Source organism: Aeromicrobium sp. Sec7.5 (assembly GCF_036867135.1).
In the GTDB taxonomy this organism is placed as follows: Bacteria; Actinomycetota; Actinomycetes; order Propionibacteriales; family Nocardioidaceae; genus Aeromicrobium.
Map to the genome: position 1 here is coordinate 2,384,470 of NZ_JBAJIJ010000001.1, position 12,739 is coordinate 2,397,208.

12 protein-coding genes are annotated in these 12,739 nt (G+C 71.3%); 6 read left to right on the forward strand and 6 right to left on the reverse strand.

Features of this window, described 5'->3' with window-relative positions; genetic code table 11:
* Nucleotides 1-42 precede the first annotated feature (42 nt).
* Complete coding sequence (locus V6S66_RS11980; protein ID WP_334206969.1) at nt 43-591, reverse strand: CGNR zinc finger domain-containing protein; 549 nt, start codon at nt 589-591, stop codon at nt 43-45.
* 39 nt (nt 592-630) lie between these two features.
* Here V6S66_RS11980 and V6S66_RS11985 point away from each other — a divergent pair, with 39 nt between their 5' ends.
* Entirely contained in the window at nt 631-1,632 is a 1,002-nt protein-coding gene (locus tag V6S66_RS11985; RefSeq protein ID WP_334206970.1) for an EamA family transporter, read from the forward strand.
* 21 nt (nt 1,633-1,653) lie between these two features.
* Here the strand turns inward: V6S66_RS11985 and V6S66_RS11990 are convergent, their stop codons facing one another.
* Genes V6S66_RS11990 through V6S66_RS12000 form a run of 3 tightly spaced genes read right to left on the reverse strand, consistent with a single transcriptional unit; the run spans nt 1,654 to nt 5,127 of the window.
* Nucleotides 1,654-2,406, reverse strand: coding sequence for a succinate dehydrogenase/fumarate reductase iron-sulfur subunit (locus tag V6S66_RS11990; RefSeq protein WP_334206971.1), 753 nt, complete (start codon nt 2,404-2,406; stop codon nt 1,654-1,656).
* Nucleotides 2,407-2,419: 13 nt separating this feature from the next.
* Nucleotides 2,420-4,411: a fumarate reductase/succinate dehydrogenase flavoprotein subunit gene (locus V6S66_RS11995; RefSeq protein ID WP_442885924.1), complete on the reverse strand. Its 1,992-nt coding sequence runs from the start codon at nt 4,409-4,411 to the stop codon at nt 2,420-2,422.
* On the reverse strand, nt 4,408-5,127 hold the full coding sequence (locus tag V6S66_RS12000) for a succinate dehydrogenase cytochrome b subunit (protein WP_334206973.1): 720 nt from the start codon (nt 5,125-5,127) through the stop codon (nt 4,408-4,410). Before V6S66_RS12000 ends, V6S66_RS11995 begins: the two co-directional genes overlap by 4 nt.
* Nucleotides 5,128-5,214: 87 nt before the next feature.
* On the opposite strand from V6S66_RS12000, the gene V6S66_RS12005 reads away from it, so the two are divergent.
* Complete coding sequence (locus V6S66_RS12005) at nt 5,215-6,090, forward strand: LysR family transcriptional regulator (protein ID WP_334206974.1); 876 nt, start codon at nt 5,215-5,217, stop codon at nt 6,088-6,090.
* A gap of 280 nt (nt 6,091-6,370) precedes the next feature.
* Here V6S66_RS12005 and V6S66_RS12010 read toward each other — a convergent pair whose 3' ends face one another.
* Together V6S66_RS12010 and trpS are read right to left on the reverse strand one after the other, a co-directional pair.
* Nucleotides 6,371-6,913 (reverse strand): 2'-5' RNA ligase family protein, encoded by a 543-nt coding sequence (locus tag V6S66_RS12010; RefSeq protein WP_334206975.1) that lies wholly within the window; start codon nt 6,911-6,913, stop codon nt 6,371-6,373.
* On the reverse strand, nt 6,910-7,962 hold the full coding sequence (gene trpS, locus V6S66_RS12015; RefSeq protein ID WP_334206976.1) for a tryptophan--tRNA ligase: 1,053 nt from the start codon (nt 7,960-7,962) through the stop codon (nt 6,910-6,912). Before trpS ends, V6S66_RS12010 begins: the two co-directional genes overlap by 4 nt.
* A gap of 72 nt (nt 7,963-8,034) precedes the next feature.
* On the opposite strand from trpS, the gene galK reads away from it, so the two are divergent.
* The 4 genes from galK (at nt 8,035) to V6S66_RS12035 (ending at nt 12,733) form a co-directional block, all read left to right on the forward strand.
* Entirely contained in the window at nt 8,035-9,123 is a 1,089-nt protein-coding gene (galK, locus tag V6S66_RS12020) for a galactokinase (protein WP_334206977.1), read from the forward strand.
* Complete coding sequence (locus tag V6S66_RS12025; protein WP_334206978.1) at nt 9,120-9,974, forward strand: prephenate dehydratase; 855 nt, start codon at nt 9,120-9,122, stop codon at nt 9,972-9,974. Before galK ends, V6S66_RS12025 begins: the two co-directional genes overlap by 4 nt.
* Nucleotides 9,975-9,990: 16 nt before the next feature.
* Nucleotides 9,991-11,118: a GNAT family N-acetyltransferase gene (locus tag V6S66_RS12030; protein WP_334206979.1), complete on the forward strand. Its 1,128-nt coding sequence runs from the start codon at nt 9,991-9,993 to the stop codon at nt 11,116-11,118.
* An 88-nt stretch (nt 11,119-11,206) separates the two neighbouring features.
* On the forward strand, nt 11,207-12,733 hold the full coding sequence (locus tag V6S66_RS12035; protein WP_334206980.1) for a DHA2 family efflux MFS transporter permease subunit: 1,527 nt from the start codon (nt 11,207-11,209) through the stop codon (nt 12,731-12,733).
* The last annotated feature ends 6 nt before the right edge of the window (nt 12,734-12,739 follow it).

The window sequence follows — 12,739 nt, forward strand, 5'->3', positions numbered from 1 at the left end:
CCACCGTAGGGGTGCTTCGGGTGATCGGCCGAGGAGCCGCGCTCAGCCGGCGTCGAGGCCATCGCGCTGGCGTGCCCGGTATGCCGCCGCAGCGACCCGGTTGCCGCACGCCGTGCTGCAGAACCGGCGCGAGCGGTTGCGCGAGAGGTCGACCACGACCCCGTCGCACTCGGGGTCGTCGCAGCGCGACAACCGCAACATCTCGTCGGCGCGGATCACGTCGATCATCGCCATGGCGGTCTCGACGAGGATCCGCTCGGCGAACGGTCGCTCCTGGGCCACCGCGTGCACGTGCCAGTCGAAGGTGTCGTGTCGCACGAGCTGAGGGAGCGCGTTGCCCTCGCGCAGCATCTCGTTGACGAGGTCGACGGCCTCGTCGCGGGACGCCAGCAGGACCTCCCGCAGACGGGGCCTCAGCGCACGCACCTCGTCGAGCTCACGACGGTCGTGGCCTCGCGAGCCGGTGTAGCGGTGCTCGGTCGCGAACGCGTCGAGCTCCTCGACCGTCGCGAGGGTGTCGGGCTCCAGGGCGCTGTTGGCCAGCCAGACGGCCGCGACGAGGACCTGCTCGACGTCATGGGCGAACACCATGTTGACACCTTACGACACTCGCCCGTAGCGTCATGACCCATGACCACCATGACCCATGATGCCGCCGTGGCGGACGCGCCGAGCCGTTTCGGCGCCGGCCTGCTGCTCGCCCTCGTGAGCGCGACCGCGTTCGGCACGTCGGGCGCCCTGGCTCGCGGGTTGATCGAGTCCGGCTGGTCGCCCGGGGCCGCCGTCACGCTGCGCATCCTGGTCGCGGCGGCCGTGCTCGTCGTGCCGGTGGCCCTGAGCCTGCGAGGCCGGTGGCGCACCCTCCTGCAGAACGCGCGACTCGTCACGGGCTACGGCGTGGGCGCCGTCGCCGGCGCCCAGCTCTGCTACTTCCAGGCCGTCGCCCGCATGGACGTCGGCATGGCGCTGCTGATCGAGTACACCGCGCCCGTCGCGGTCGTCCTGTGGCTGTGGCTGCGACGCGGGGAGCGTCCGGGGGCCCTCACGCTGGCCGGTGCCGCCGTCGCGGCCCTGGGTCTCGTGCTGGTCCTCGACCTGCTCTCGGGCGGCAGCCTCGACCCGGTCGGCGTGCTGTGGGCGCTCGGCGCGATGGTCGGGGCCGCCTCGTACTTCCTGCTCTCGGCCGACGACAGCTCCGGGCTCCCGCCCCTCGCCCTCGTGGGCGGCGGGCTCGTCGTGGCGGGCACCGGCCTCGGGCTCGCCTGCCTCGTCGGGATCCTCCCGTGGGCCGCCAGCACGAGCGACGTGACGTTCGCCGTCGCCACGGTGCCGTGGTGGGCCCCGGTGGTGGCGCTCGGCGTGCTCGCCGGAGCCGTCTCGTACCTGACCGGCGTCGCCGCGGCGCGACGACTGGGGTCGCGTCTCGCCTCGTTCATCGCCCTGACCGAGGTGCTCGCGGCACTCGCGTTCGCCGCCCTGCTGCTCAACCAGGTCCCGTCGGCCGTGCAGCTGCTCGGCGGGGCCGGCGTCCTGGCCGGAGTCGTACTCGTGAAGCTGGGAGAGCCCCGGCCACCGATCACGCCCGAGGAGGGCGGAGCGGTCGCCGGGGCTCTCCCGGTGGCTGGTTCGTGACCAGCGGAGACTGACCTCCGGTCAGCCGCCGACGCTCTGGCGCGCGAGCGCACCCAGCAGGTCGCGGTTCAGCCGGCTGATGACGTCGAGCGGGATGCCCTTGGGGCAGGCCGCGGTGCACTCACCGATGTTGGTGCAGCCGCCGAATCCCTCGGCGTCGTGCTGCTCGATCATGCCGAGCACGCGCGAGTCACGCTCGGGCTGACCCTGCGGCAGCAGACCCAGGTGGGTGATCTTCGAGGCCGTGAACAGCATCGCCGAGCCGTTGGGGCACGCGGCGACGCAGGCGCCGCAGCCGATGCACGTGGCCGCCTCGAAGGCGTGGTCGGCGTCGGCCTTCGGCACCGCGATGTTGTTGGCCTCGACCGCGGATCCCGTGGGGGCGCTGATGTAGCCGCCGGCCTGGATGATGCGGTCGAAGGCGCCGCGGTCGACGACGAGGTCCTTGACGACCGGGAACGCACCCGCGCGCCACGGCTCGATGTCGAGGACGTCGCCGTCGGAGAACGTGCGCATGTGCAGCTGGCAGGTCGTGGTGACCTCGGGGCCGTGCGGGATGCCGTTGATCACGACGCCGCACGAGCCGCAGATGCCCTCACGGCAGTCCGAGTCGAACGCGACCGGGTCCTCGCCGTCGAGCGTCAGCTTCTCGTTGAGGACGTCGAGCATCTCGAGGAACGACATGTGCTCGTCGACGTCGTCGAGCGGGTACGAGACCATGGAGCCCTTGGCGTCCGCGTCCTGCTGGCGCCAGATGTTGACGGTGATCTTCACTTGCAGCTCTCCCTCACTTGTAAGACCGGGCCTTCATCTCGACGTACTCGTACTCGAGCGGTTCCTTGTGCAGGATCGGGGTCTGACCCTCGCCGTCGGCGTCGTACTCCCACGCGGAGACGTAGGCGAACTGGTCGTCGTGGCGCAGGGCCTCGCCGTCCTCGGTCTGGCTCTCGGTGCGGAAGTGACCGCCGCACGACTCGGCGCGGTTGAGCGCGTCGATGCACATGAGCTCGCCGAGCTCGAGGAAGTCGGCCACACGGCCGGCACGCTCGAGCGTCTGGTTGAGCTCCTCGCCCGTGCCCGTGACCTTGACGTTGGTCCAGAACTCGTTCTTGAGCTCCCGGATCAGGCCGATGGCCTTCGAGAGGCCCTCCGCCGAGCGCTCCATGCCGCAGTACTCCCACATGATGTGGCCGAGCTCCTTGTGGACGGAGTCGACCGTGCGCGAGCCGTCGATCTTGAGCAACGTCTGGATGCGGTCCTCGACCTGCTGGCGCGCCTCGACGACCCGGGGGTGGTCGTCGGCGACCTTCTCGAACGGGCTGCCGGCCAAGTAGTCGGCGATCGTGTTCGGCAGCACGAAGTAGCCGTCGGCCAGACCCTGCATCAGCGCCGAGGCGCCGAGGCGGTTGGCGCCGTGGTCGGAGAAGTTGGCCTCACCCGCGCAGAACAGGCCCGTGATGTTGGTCTGCAGGTCGTAGTCGACCCACAGTCCGCCCATCACGTAGTGCACGGCCGGGTAGATGCGCATGGGCTCGGAGTACGGGTCCTCACCCGTGATCCGGGCGTACATGTCGAAGAGGTTGCCGTACTTGGCCTCGACCGCCGGACGACCGAGACGCTCGATCGCGTCCTTGAAGTCGAGGTAGACGCCCAGGCCGCCGGGGCCGACGCCCTTGCCGTCGTCGCACTGGTACTTCGCGGCGCGCGAGGCGATGTCGCGCGGCACCAGGTTGCCGAACGAGGGGTAGATGCGTTCCAGGTAGTAGTCGCGCTCGTCCTCGGGGATCTGCGAGGCGGGGCGCTCGTCGCCACCCTCCTTCGGCACCCAGATACGACCGTCGTTGCGCAGCGACTCCGACATCAGGGTCAGCTTCGACTGGTACTCGCCCGAGACGGGGATGCACGTCGGGTGGATCTGCGTGTAGCAGGGGTTCGCGAAGTAGGCGCCCTTCTTGTGCGCGCGCCACGTGGCGGTCGTGTTGGACCCCATCGCGTTGGTCGACAGGAAGAACACGTTGCCGTAGCCGCCCGTGGCGAGCACGACGGCGTCGGCCGTGTGGGTCTCGATCTCACCGGTGACCATGTCGCGCACGACGACGCCGCGGGCACGCTCGGTACCGTCCTCGTCGGGCACGAGGACGACCTCGAGCATCTCGTGGCGGGTGTTCATCTCGACCGTGCCGGCGCCGATCTGGCGCTCGAGCGCCTGGTAGGCACCGATCAGGAGCTGCTGCCCGGTCTGGCCGCGGGCGTAGAACGTGCGCGAGACCTGGACGCCGCCGAAGGAGCGGTTGTCGAGCAGTCCGCCGTACTCGCGGGCGAACGGCACGCCCTGCGCGACGCACTGGTCGATGATGTTCACCGAGACCTGCGCGAGCCGGTAGACGTTCGACTCCCGCGAGCGGAAGTCACCGCCCTTGACGGTGTCGTAGAACAGGCGGTAGATGCTGTCGCCGTCGTTGCGGTAGTTCTTCGCCGCGTTGATGCCGCCCTGGGCCGCGATCGAGTGCGCGCGGCGGGGGCTGTCCTGGTAGCAGAAGCTGACGACCTGGTAGCCGGCCTCGCCGAGCGTGGCCGCGGCCGAGGCGCCGGCCAGGCCGGTGCCGACGACGATGACCTTGATCTTGCGGCGGTTGGCCGGGTTGACGAGCTTCGCGTTGAACTTGCGGTCGTCCCAGCGACGCTCGATCGGGCCCGAGGGCGCCGCGGTGTCGCGGATGTCCTCACCCAGGGTGTGGAACGCGTCCGGTGCGGGGGTGGTCGTGGTCACGGGGTTCAGCCCTCCAGTCCGAGCAGGATGGCCCACGGCGGCAGCAGGAAGCCGAGGACGATGACGAGCGTCACGACGACGGCGATGCCCGTGAGCCGGGAGTCGATGCGGTTGGCGCTGCGGTTGCCGCCGAGCGTGGTCAGGGCGCTCCAGATGCCGTGCCACAGGTGGAAGCCGACGGCGAGCATCGCGACGGTGTAGGCCGCGACGACCCACCAGATCTCGAAGCCGTTGACGACCCGCTCGTAGGGGCTGTCGGACGCGCCACCGGGCGCGATGACGTTCGCCGTCAGGTGAAGGATGTGGTAGACGATGAACGTCAGGACGACGATGCCGCCCCAGCGCATCGTGAACGACGCGTAGCTGCGCTGGATGCCGGTCCGGTTCTGCTTGGAGTGGTAGCGACGAGCGCCGACCACGCCGGCGGCGGCGCGGTTGCGACGCCACAGCACGACGACCGCGTAGATGTGGGCGATGATCGCCGCGAGGAGCACGACGCGCACGATCCAGAGCAAGCCCTCGTAGGGCAGGATCGGCTCGCCGAAGGTGCGCAGGTGCTCGGCGTACTCGTCGAACGCCTCCTGGCCCGCGAAGACCTTCAGGTTGCCGTACATGTGCAGGAGCAGGTACCCGATCATGATCAGACCGGAGACCGCCATCAGGTACTTGAGCGCCACCGTCGACCGCGTCGCGGGCGTGCGCTTCATCGTCGAGGAAGTCACCACGTTGGCCACAGTAGGTGTGATTGATGATTCTGTCTCAGTCTCACTGAGGCTCGCTTGCATAGACGACGGGCATGACAGACTGCTCGCATGCAGGTCCAGCAGCTCCGCTACTTCGTGGCGGTCGCCCAGACGCGGCACTTCACCCGCGCCGCCGAGCTGACCGGCGTCTCCCAGCCCAGCATGTCCAAGCAGATCCGCGTGCTGGAGAACTCCTTGGGCACACCGCTGTTCGTCCGCAACCGCGGGGCGATCGAGCTGACCAGTGCGGGCGAGGCGCTGCTCCCCCACGCCGAGCGGATCCTGATCGACGTGGAGGCCGCCGAGGAGTCGGTGCAGGAGGTCGCGGGGCTGCGCCGGGGCCGGGTGCGGCTCGGGGCGACGCCCTCCCTGTGCGACGGGCTCCTCCCCGAGGTGCTGACCGCGTTCCACCGACGCCACCCTGGCATCGACCTGGAGGTGCACGAGTCCGGCTCCCGGCTGCTCATGACCGAGCTCGTGCGCGGACGCCTCGACCTGGCGCTCAACATCGTGTCGGCGACGACCGAGCACGAGGACCTCGTCACGACCGAGCTGCTGACCGAGCAGCTGGTTCTCGTGGGCCCCCCGCACCACGACCTCGCGACGGAGGTCCCGCTCCGCGACCTCCGCGACGTTCCGCTCGTCATGGCGCGCGAGGGCTACGACCTGCGCGACCGCACCAACGCCGCGTGCCGCGAGGCGGGGTTCGAGCCGGTGATCGCCGTGGAGGGCGGCGAGATGAGCGCCGTGCTCCGGTTCGTCGAGGCGGGCCTGGGCCACGCGATCGTGCCGCAGATGGTCGTCGCGACCCGGCCCCAGCTGGCGGTGGCCCGCCTCGTCTCCCCCACGCTCACCCGCACGATCGGGGTGTCGCACCGCGACGAGCAGGCGATGTCGCTCGCGGCACGCGCCTTCCGCGACGAGCTCGTGCGGGCCCTGGGCTGAGGAGCGCGACGGGCACGCGACCGCTCACCGTGGTGACGGACAGGCGGCCACGGACCATCGAGCAGCGGGGCGGTGAGTCAGCAACCTTTCGACTACCCGGAGAGGTTGCCCGCTCACCGCCGACGTCGAGCAGTGGTGAGTCAGCAACCTTTCGACTACCCGGAGAGGTTGCCCGCTCACCGCTCCCGCCGACCGCCGGCTGGTCTGTGGCCGCTTGTCCGCTAGTTCCGCCGAGCGGGACCCACCATGACTTCGCTGACCGGCTCCGCCGGTGAAGGTCTCAGCCGAGCGGGAAACGGGTGTCGACGTGCCAGCCGCGACCGTCGTGGCAGAACAGCACGAAGTCGCGCACCGGGAACTCCGCCGTGAAGCCCGCAAGCTCCTCGCAGGCCTGGTCGAGCGACGACCGGTCGAGGTGGTGCGCCACGGTGACGTGCGGATGGAACGGGAAGTCCGGCTCACCCGTGGCCAGCCGGTCGCGCACGTCGTCGGCCAGACGGGCCGTCTCCTCGGCGCCGTCGGCCACGGCGACGTAGGCGACCGGCGAGACCGGCGCGAACGTGTCGGTGCCGTCGAGCCGCATCGTGAACGGCTGGTGCCCGGCACCGATCGCGGCCAGGGCGGCCCGCACCGTCTCGATCTCCGCGGCCGCCACGGCGGTCGGCGGCACGAGGGTCACGTGGGTGGGGACGCGGTCACCCTCCGGGTCGCCGAACTCGCAGCGCTTGCCCCGCAGGTGGGAGGCGTGCGGCTCGGGCACCGCGATGGCGACGCCGTACGTGATCTCGTCGGCCGGCGTCCCGACCGTCTCCTGGACGCTCATGCCGGAGTGACGAATCCGGAGCGCTCGTAGACGCGCGCGAGGGTGGGCGCCGCGACCTCGCGGGCACGGGCGGCGCCGGCGGCCAGGATGCGGTCGAGCTCGGCGCGGTCACCCAGGAGCTCCCGCGTCCGGTCGCCGAACGTGCCCACGAAGTCCGCCAGCAGGTCGCCGAGGGCCACCTTGAGGTGCCCGTACTGCTGCCCCTCGTACTCGGCCACGACCTCCTCGATCGAACGCCCCGTGAGAGCGGAGTAGATCGTCAGCAGGTTCGAGATGCCCGGCTTGCCGACCGGGTCGTGGGCGATCTCCGAACCGGAGTCCGTGACCGCGGACCGCACCTTCTTGGCGACCTGCTTCGGGGTGTCGGTCAGGTCGACGACCCCCGCGTGCGAGGCGTTGGAGCCGCTCATCTTCGAGGTCGGGTCCTGCAGGTCGTAGATCTTCGCGGTGGCCTTGACGATGTGCGCCTCGGGCACCGTGAACGTCTCGCCGAAGCGGTGGTTGAACCGCTGGGCGAGGTTGCGGGTCAGCTCGACGTGCTGGCGCTGGTCCTCGCCGACCGGGACCTTGTCGGCCTGGTAGATCAAGATGTCGGCCGCCATCAGGATCGGGTACGTGAAGAGCCCGACGCTCGCGTTGTCGCTCCCGTTCCTGGCCGACTTGTCCTTGAACTGGGTCATGCGGCCGGCCTCGCCGAAGCCGGTGATGCCGTTCAGGACCCAGGCCAGCTGCGCGTGCTCCGGGACGTGGCTCTGCACGAACAGGGCGCTGCGCTCCGGGTCGACGCCCGAGGCCAGCATCTGCGCGGCGGCGACGTACGTCCGCTCCCGCAGCAGCGCCGGGTCGTAGTCGACCGTGATCGCGTGCAGGTCGGGGATGAAGTAGAACGCCTCGAACTCGTCCTGGAGCGCGACCCACTGCCGGAAGGCACCGAAGTAGTTGCCCAGGTGGTAGGAGTCAGCGGTGGGCTGAGCGCCGGAGAGCGCCCGGGGTCGTCGCGCCGTACCTGACCCCGGGGGGCCTGACCGCTGGGGGGAAGGGTCGGACATGGCCAGCATCATGCCAGCCCACCTGTGGACGGCCGCCGCAGCCCGGAGGCCGCGCTCACCTAGGGTCGGTGCGTGGTCGAGATCAAGCAGTGGCACGTGCCCGGACGCGTCAACCTGGTCGGCGAGCACCTCGACCACAACGGGGGGCCCACGCTCCCCTTCGCGATCGACCGGGGCCTCACGGTCAAGGCCCGGCGCCGTGACGACGAGCGGATCGCGGTCTGGAGCGGAGGCGAGCGGGCCGACGTGTCGCTGTCGGTCGAGCCGGGCGAGGTGGACGGCTGGGCCGGCTACGTCGCGGGCGTGGTCTGGGCCCTGCAGCAGGCCGGCCAGCGGGTGGCCGGCACCGACCTCGTGGTGGAGTCCGCCCTCCCCCGCGGCGCGGGGCTGGCGTCCTCGGCCGCACTCACGTGCGGCGTCGCACTGGCGCTCGCCGACGTCGCGGGCCTCGAGATCGACCGCCCCTCGATCGCGGCCGTGGCGCAGCGCGCCGAGACCGACTTCGTGGGCGCTCCCGTGGGCCGCATGGACCAGCTCGCCGTCCTGCTGGCCCAACCGGGCCACGCCCTGCTCATCGATCACCGGCCCGACCCGCCCGTCACGAGCGACGTCGAGCTCGACCCCGCCTCGGCAGGGCTCGCGCTCGCCGTCATCGACACCCGCGTGCACCACGACCTCGCGGCCGGCGAGTACGCCGTGCGCCGCCAGGAGTGCGCCGCCGCCTGCACCGAGCTCGGCCTCGAGCACCTGAGTGCCGCCCCGGTCGACGCCGTGTTCAAGCTCGAGGACCCCGTGCTCGTCCGCCGCACCCGGCACGTCATCACCGAGACGACGCGCGTCCGGGGCGCCGTCAAGGCGCTGCGCACCGGTCACTGGGAGCAGCTCGGCACGATCCTCACCTCGTCGCACGAGTCCCTGCGCGACGACTTCGAGGTCAGCTGCCCCGAGCTCGACCTCGCGGTCGAGCTCGCGCTCGAGCACGGCGCTCTGGGCGCCCGCCTGACCGGTGGTGGGTTCGGCGGCAGCGTCATCGCGCTGGTGCCCGTCGACCGGGCCGCCGCCATGGCCGCCGCGATCAAGGAGGCGTTCGTCGCACGCACCTGGGCCGAGCCCGTCGTGGCGCCCGTGCGCCCGTCGGCAGGTGCCAGACTGGTCCCGTGACCTCCCCCCGCACCACAGGACGCATCGCCTACCAGGGCGAGCCGGGCGCCAACTCGCACATCGTCTGCCAGCAGCACCACCCCGAGCTCGAGGCCGTGGCCTGCGCGTCGTTCGAGGACGTCTTCGCCGCGGTGCGCTCCGGGGCCGCCGACCTGGCCATGATCCCGATCGACAACACGATCGCGGGCCGCGTGGCCGACATCCACCACTTCCTGCCCGACTCGGGGCTGCACATCGTGGCCGAGCACTTCCTGCGCATCCGCTTCCACGTCATGGCCGTGCCCGGGGCCACCCTGGACTCCATCCGCACGGTGCACAGCCACGTGCACGCGCTGGGCCAGTGCCGTCGGATCATCGCCCGCCTCGGCCTCACGACCGTGATCTCCGGCGACACCGCCGGCGCCGCCCGCGAGATCGCCGACGCCGCCGACCCCACGCAGGCGGCGATCGCCCCGCCGCTCGCGGCCGACATCTACGGCCTCGAGGTCCTGGCGAAGGACGTCGAGGACGAGGACCACAACACGACGCGGTTCGTCGTGCTCTCACCGGAGCCCGTGCGTCCGGCGCCCGGCCCGGGGGCGATCGTCACGACGTTCATGTTCAACGTCCGCAACCTGCCGGCCGCGCTCTACAAGGCGCTCGGTGGCTTCGCCACGAACGGCGTCAACATGACCAAGCTCGAGTCGTACATGGTCGGCGGAGAGTTCACGGCGACGCAGTTCCTGGCCGAGGTCGACGGACACCCCGACGACCCGGGCCTGGCGCGCGCACTCGAGGAGCTCGCGTTCTTCACGACCGACGTCCGCGTGCTGGGCGTCTACCCGGCCGACGCGTACCGCGCCAGCCACTGAGGTCGAGGCTGCACCCGTGAGTCCCCTCACCTGGCCGCTGTCCGTGCCGGTCCTCACCGACGGCGTCGTCACGCTGCGCGCCCACGCACCGGCCGACGTCCCCCTCATGCTCGAGACCGCGACCGACCCGGAGATGGTGCGGTGGACCGCGGTGCCGACCCCGTACGGCCCGAGCGAGGCGACCCGCTTCCTCGCCGACGTCGTGCAGGCCGGATGGGACGGCGACACCCACCGCATGTGGGCCGTCGAGGTCACCGACGGCGACGGCCACCCCCGGTTCGCCGGGGACGTCGTGATCCGCGGTCGCGGGGTCTCGACGATCGGCTTCTCGCTGCACCCCACCGCCCGGGGCCACGGCACCATGGCCGCCGCGGTGCGGCTCGCGATCATGGAGGCCTTCTCCTCCGGATTCACCGAGGCCGTCCACTGGCAGGCGCACGTCGGCAACCTGCCGTCGCTGCGCGTGGCCCACGCCTGCGGGTTCCGGCTCCTGGCCGAGGTTCCCGGCCTGCTGTTCGAGCGCGGCCGCTTGATCGACGGCTGGCTCGGCGTGGTGCTGTTCGGCGACCCCCTCTACCCGCGCCAGCCCTGGCGCGACGACACCGTGCTGACGACCAGGACGCGGACCGGGCGCGAGCTCGTCCTCCGGGCCCCGAGCGGCGACGACGTCACCCGCCTCAGCGAGACGTTCGCCGATCCCGCGACCCGCCACTGGCTCGTCGACAAGCCCCACGACGTCCCGGGGACCCGCACCGCGGTGGCCCGCTGGTGGTGGCGCGCGGCGACCGGGCAGGTCGCCACCTGGATCGTCGCCGACGCCGGCTCCGACGCGGCGCTCGGCGAGATCTGCGTCATGGACCTGCACGGCATCGACCCCACGAGCGGCGAGGTGGGGTACGCCGTGCACCCCGACTCCCGTGGGCAGGGCGTGGCGAGCGCGGCCCTCGAGGTCGTCGTCGCGCACGCCCTCGATCCGGGCGGACTCGACCGCCGACGGCTCACCGCCGCCGCCGCGGTCGGCAACACCGCCAGCCTGGCGGCCCTGCGCGGCGCCGGGTTCACGCCGACCGGACGCCAGACGGCGGCCGAGCCGCTCGGCGACGGCACGCATGCCGACCTGGACGAGCTCGAGCTGCTGCGCTGACGCCCGGCGGCCTGGGACGGGGCGGTGTGAGGGAGAAAACTGGTTGCCGGGAGCAATCATGTCGGCCCGAGGCGGCAGACTGGGTCCCATGACCTCTCCCGCTCCCGCAGCCACCTCGACCTCGGGGCTCCCGGACGACTACCGCCCCTGGCCGGCCCTCTGGGCGATGGTCATCGGCTTCTTCATGATCCTGCTCGACAACACGATCGTGTCGGTCGCGACGCCCGACATCATCCGCGATCTGCGCACCGACTTCACGAACGGCATCTGGGTCACGAGCGCCTACCTCCTCGCGTACGCCGTGCCGCTGCTCATCACGGGCCGCCTCGGCGACCGCTTCGGCCCCAAGAACGTGTACCTCGTGGGCCTGGTCATCTTCACGCTCGCCTCGCTGTGGTGCGGCCTGACCGGCTCCATCGAGGGCCTCATCCTGGCTCGCGTCGTGCAGGGCCTCGGCGCCGCGCTGATGACCCCGCAGACCATGGCCGTCATCACTCGCACGTTTCCCGCGGCCAAGCGCGGCAGCGCCATGGCGCTCTGGGGTGCCACGGCAGGCGTCGCCACGCTGGTCGGCCCGATCCTCGGCGGGATCCTGGTCGACCTGGCCGGCTGGGAGTGGATCTTCTTCATCAACGTGCCGGTCGGGATCATCGGCTTCGTCCTCGCCGTCCGCCTCGTCCCGGTGCTGCCGACGCACAGCCACAGCTTCGACCTCGTGGGCGTCGCGCTCAGCGCCGCCGGCATGTTCCTGCTCGTGTTCGGCATCCAGGAGGGCTCGACGTACGACTGGGGCCAGATCAACGGCTTCCTCAGCGTGCCGCTGCTGATCGGCGCCGGCGTCGTCGTCCTTGCCCTCTTCTTCTGGTGGCAGACCCGGGTCGATGCTGAGCCACTGGTGCCGCTGAGCCTGTTCCGCGACCGCAACTTCGCCGTCGCCAACATCGGCATCGCCCTGGTCTCGGCCGCCATCACCTCCATGGCCCTCCCCTTCATGTTCTACGCCCAGGGAGCGCGCGACTGGAGCCCGATCCAGGCCGGGCTGTTCATGCTGCCGATGGCCGTCGTGCTGATCGGCCTCTCCCCGTTCGTGGGCCGGCTCGTGGACACCGTGCATCCCCGCAACATCACGGTCGTCGGCTTCTCGACCGCGGCGATCGCGATGGCCTGGACCGGCCTCCTGATCGAGGTCGACACACCGGCGTGGCAGCTTCTGCTGCCGATGGCGCTCTTCGGTGTCGCGAACGCCTGCCTCTGGGCACCGCACGGCGCCACGGCGACCCGCAACCTGCCGATGTCGGCCGCCGGCGCCGGGGCCGGCGTCTACAACACGACCCGCCAGGTCGCTGCGGCCCTGGGCAGCGCGGCCATCGCGTCGCTCATCGGGGCGCGGCTCTCCGCGAACGGCCTCGAGGGCGGTGCCGACTCGTTCCAGGCCGCCGGCACCGCGATGCCGCCGCAGATCCGGGAGCCGTTCGCCCAGGCGATGTCCGAGGCCTACTGGCTGCCGGTCGTGTGCTTCGCGCTCGGCCTCGTGGTGGTGCTGTTCTTCCGGGCGCCCGACCACGACCGCGAGCCCGCCGTCGACACCGAGGCGGCCACGCCGACTGCCGGCTGACCCGAA

What these genes read in the sequence shown, in the direction of transcription:
- V6S66_RS11980 (WP_334206969.1), bottom strand. Translation starts at nt 591, where the DNA reads ATGGTGTTCGCCCATGACGTCGAGCAGGTCCTCGTCGCGGCCGTCTGG.
- V6S66_RS11985 (WP_334206970.1), top strand. Translation starts at nt 631, where the DNA reads ATGACCACCATGACCCATGATGCCGCCGTGGCGGACGCGCCGAGCCGT.
- V6S66_RS12005 (WP_334206974.1), top strand. Translation starts at nt 5,215, where the DNA reads ATGCAGGTCCAGCAGCTCCGCTACTTCGTGGCGGTCGCCCAGACGCGG.
- V6S66_RS12010 (WP_334206975.1), bottom strand. Translation starts at nt 6,913, where the DNA reads ATGAGCGTCCAGGAGACGGTCGGGACGCCGGCCGACGAGATCACGTAC.
- trpS (WP_334206976.1), bottom strand. Translation starts at nt 7,962, where the DNA reads ATGTCCGACCCTTCCCCCCAGCGGTCAGGCCCCCCGGGGTCAGGTACG.
- V6S66_RS12035 (WP_334206980.1), top strand. Translation starts at nt 11,207, where the DNA reads ATGACCTCTCCCGCTCCCGCAGCCACCTCGACCTCGGGGCTCCCGGAC.